Genomic DNA, 427 nt, shown 5'->3' on the forward strand with positions numbered 1-427 from the left:
GACGTTCTCGCCAGCACGGCCTTCGTCCAGCAGCTTGCGGAACATCTCGACGCCGGTGCAGGTGGTCTTGACGGTGGCCTTGATGCCCACGATCTCGACTTCTTCCTGGATGCGGACGATGCCACGCTCGACACGACCGGTTACCACGGTGCCGCGACCGGAGATCGAGAACACGTCTTCGATCGGCATCAGGAACGGCTTGTCGATGGCACGCTCGGGCTCGGGGATGTACGAGTCCAGGGTCTCGACCAGCTTGCGCACGGCAGAGGTACCCATTTCGTTGTCGTCGTTGCCGTTCAGCGCCATCAGCGCGGAACCGATGACGATCGGGGTGTCGTCGCCCGGGAAGTCGTAGGTGTTCAGCAGATCGCGAACTTCCATCTCGACCAGTTCCAGCAGCTCGGCGTCGTCAACCATGTCGGCCTTG

At 62.3% G+C, this 427-nt stretch carries 1 protein-coding gene; it reads right to left on the minus strand.

Annotated features, from left to right (window positions below):
* Nucleotides 1-427: EF-Tu/IF-2/RF-3 family GTPase (locus RCF34_RS22805; RefSeq protein WP_308710166.1), on the minus strand; the 427-nt coding region annotated here is incomplete at both ends.

The sequence above is a fragment of the Pseudomonas sp. 102515 genome, assembly GCF_031085165.1.
Taxonomy (GTDB): Bacteria; Pseudomonadota; Gammaproteobacteria; order Pseudomonadales; family Pseudomonadaceae; genus Chryseomonas.